Raw genomic sequence first — 3,161 nt, forward strand, 5'->3', positions numbered from 1 at the left:
CACCGTCCGACGCCGATCTGTCGCGTGCGGCCGCCGAGACGGGCGATCCGGATGCCGCGGCGAAGGGTGCGCCCGACGGCGAGAACCCGACGGACCCGGCGTCGAAGGGGGCGCCCGACCCCGAGGAGGCCGCGTCGCCCGGGCAGGTGATCCGCGAACCGGAGGACGTCCCACCCGACACGGCCGACGGCGAGGGCGGGGAGGCGCGCCGCGTCGATGCGGCAGGACGCACCGAACCGCTGACGGATGCCGGCCGCCCGAGCCCCAAGGCCGCGCTCGTGTACAACCCGATCAAGGTGGAGGCCGATGGCCTGCGCGAACTGGTGGCGCGCCTGTCGGCCGAGGCGGGCTGGTCGGAGCCGCTCTTCTACGAGACGACCGTCGACGACCTGGGCGACGACGTCACACGTCAGGCGCTCGGCGAGGGCGTGAGCGCGGTGCTCGTCGCCGGGGGCGACGGAACCGTCCGAGCGGTGTCGGAGGCGATGGCCGGCAGCGACGTGCCGCTCACGATCGTGCCGAGCGGCACCGGCAACCTTCTCGCCCGCAACCTGCTGCTGCCGCTCGACGGCCCGGAAGACATGGTCAGGGCGACCTTCGACGGCGACCGCGAGGCGATCGACGTCGGGCTCGCGCGGCTGCGCCGCGCTGACGGCGAGGTCCACGAGCACGCCTTCGTCGTGATGGGCGGCATGGGCCTCGACGCCGCCATGATCGCCAACACCAACCCGCAGCTGAAGAAGTCGATGGGCTGGGTCGCGTACGTCGACGGCGCCGCGCGGTCGCTCGCGAGCGCACAGCCGTTCCGCATCATGTACGAACTGCCGGGCCACCGCCTGCACTCGACCCGCGTGCAGAGCGTGCTCTTCGCCAACTGCGGCTCGCTTCCGGCCGGGCTCGAGCTCATCCCCGAGGCATCGGTGTCGGACGGCGAACTCGACATCGTGATCGTGCAGCCGAAGGGACCCTTCGGGTGGCTGCTGGTGTGGCGGCGCGTCGCGTGGGACAACAGCGTGCTGCGGCGCTTCCGCACCGGCCGGCGCATCCTGTCGCTGCGCACCCGTGACGGCGCCGTGCGCTACGCGCGCGGCCAGGGCATCGACATCGGCACGAGCGATCCGAGGCCGGTGCAGCTCGACGGCGACGAGTTCGGCGAGGCCGTGCACGTGACCGTGCGCGTCGAGCCCGCGGCGCTGCGCATCGCGATCCCCCGCGGGCACTCCATCACTCCCCCGGCCAACGGCGGCCGCAAGAAGAAGCGGCGAGACCGGGCCCCGGCATCCTCCGTCACCCCTTGACAGCGCCCCCGAGGCCGGCGCTGTTGAGGAACATGCGCTGGAAGACGAGAAAGAGCGCAATCGGGATCACCGTCGAGATGGCGAGCGCTGCGAGGAACACGTCGAGCTCGATGAACTGCTGCAGCTGAGGCAGCCGCACCGACAGCGGCTGTATCGCCGGGTCCTTGAGGACGAGCAGCGGCCACAGGAAGTCCTTCCAGGCCGCGATGATCGCGAACACCGAGACGACGCCGATGATGGGCCGCGACATCGGGAGCACGACCGACCAGAAGAGTCGATACGGGCCGGCCCCGTCCATGCGCGCGGCCTCGAACACCTCTCGCGGAAGCGAATCGAAGAAGCGCATCACCAGCAGCACGTTGAACGCGTTCGCCCCGGCGGGCAGCCACACCGCCCAGAACGTGTTGATGAGCGACTGCCCGAGCAGGGGCGGCTGCACGATCGTGAGGTAGAGCGGTACGAGAAGAACGATGCTCGGCACGAACAGCGTCGCAAGGACGAGCCCCACGACGACCTTGCCGTACCGCGGTCGCAGCACCGACAGCGCATAGCCGGCCGTGGTCGCCACCAGCACCTGCACGAGCCACACCCCGAGCGCGATCACGACCGTGTTGAAGAAGTACTTGTCGATCTCGACGCGGGTCCACGCCTCGGCGAGGTTCGCCACGTCGATGCCGTTGGGCCACAGCGCGAGCGGCTGACGCAGGGTGTCCTGCGTCGGAGTGACGGCCGACTTCGCGAGCCACAGCACCGGGCCGAGCCCCACGATGATCAGCGACAGCAGGAGGATCGTGTGAGTCGCGCGCGTCGTGACGCGCACATGCCGGCGGCGCCAGTCGGCCGCGGAAAGGATGCCGCGATCCGCGTCGCCGTCAGACCCGCGGTTCCGAGGGGGAGCCGCCCGCATCGCGCTCACGACGTGCTCCAGCCCTTGGTGAGGCGGAAGTACACGGCCGAGAAGATCGCCAGGACGACCGCGAGCATGATGCTGAGAGCAGTCGCGGCACCATAGTCGCCTCCCAGACTGTTCTGGAACGCGTACTTGTAGATGAGCATGAGCACCGTCATCGTCGAGTTGGCCGGACCCCCGGCCGTCAGCAGGAACGGCTCGAGGAAGACCTGTGCCGTGCCGATGATCTGCAGGATGAAGGTGACCAGGAGCACGCCGCGCAACTGGGGGATCGTGACGTGCCAGACCTTGCGCCACACGCCTGCGCCATCGACCTCGGCCGCGTCGTAGAGCTCCGGCGCGACGCCGACGAGCGCGGCGAGGTAGATGATGACGGTGCCGCCCGCCGCCGACCACGTGGCGAACAGCACGATGGAGGGCATCGCGGTGGAGGGGTCCTGCAGCCATGGCAGCGGCCCGACGCCGAACCAGCCGACGATCGTGTTGAAGACCCCGTTCGGCGATGCGTCGTAGAAAAACCTCCACAGCAGCGCGCCGACGACAGGCGGGACGATGACGGGCAGGTAGGCGAGCGCGCTGTACAGGCCGCGCGCCCGGCGCACCTCACTCATCAGCACGGCGACGACGAGAGGGATCGGGTAGCCGAGGATCAGGGCGAGCACGGCGAACCAGAGCGTGTTCGTCACCGCGGTTCCCAGCAGCGGGTCGTTGAGGACTGTGACGAAGTTCTCGAGCCCGACCCACTCCGGCGGCGCGATGAGGTTCGTCTGCTGAAAGGCCATGATCGCGGCATCCACGATCGGCTTCCACGAGAACAGCACGAAGCTGAAGAGCAGCGGTACGAGGAAGACGATCGTGTGCGGCCCGTCGCCGCGGAACCAGCCACGGACGCCCGGCCGGCGGCGGGGCGCGGCGGCCGCCGCGCGTTCGATCGTGTCGGCGGTCTCGACGGC

General features: G+C 70.0%; 3 protein-coding genes. 1 reads left to right on the forward strand and 2 read right to left on the reverse strand.

Annotation, left to right across the window (positions count from 1 at the left end; translation table 11 throughout):
• The first annotated feature begins 17 nt into the window (after nt 1-17).
• A complete protein-coding gene (locus EIO58_RS15070; RefSeq protein ID WP_127820203.1) occupies nt 18-1,298 on the forward strand; it encodes a diacylglycerol/lipid kinase family protein in 1,281 nt (426 codons plus the stop codon).
• Here the strand turns inward: EIO58_RS15070 and EIO58_RS15075 are convergent.
• Together EIO58_RS15075 and EIO58_RS15080 are read right to left on the reverse strand one after the other, a co-directional pair.
• Nucleotides 1,288-2,205, reverse strand: a complete 918-nt coding sequence (locus tag EIO58_RS15075; RefSeq protein WP_127820204.1) for a carbohydrate ABC transporter permease — start codon at nt 2,203-2,205, stop codon at nt 1,288-1,290. The genes EIO58_RS15070 and EIO58_RS15075 overlap by 11 nt on opposite strands.
• A gap of 5 nt (nt 2,206-2,210) precedes the next feature.
• Nucleotides 2,211-3,140 (reverse strand): carbohydrate ABC transporter permease, encoded by a 930-nt coding sequence (locus tag EIO58_RS15080; protein WP_127820205.1) that lies wholly within the window; start codon nt 3,138-3,140, stop codon nt 2,211-2,213.
• Between the last annotated feature and the right edge of the window lie 21 nt (nt 3,141-3,161).

This window comes from Microbacterium sp. CPCC 204701 (assembly GCF_004010105.1).
Classification (GTDB): domain Bacteria; phylum Actinomycetota; class Actinomycetes; order Actinomycetales; family Microbacteriaceae; genus Microbacterium.

Excerpts from the sequence above, each read along its gene's own strand:
- EIO58_RS15075 (WP_127820204.1), bottom strand. The coding sequence starts at position 2,205 with ATGCGGGCGGCTCCCCCTCGGAACCGCGGGTCTGACGGCGACGCGGAT.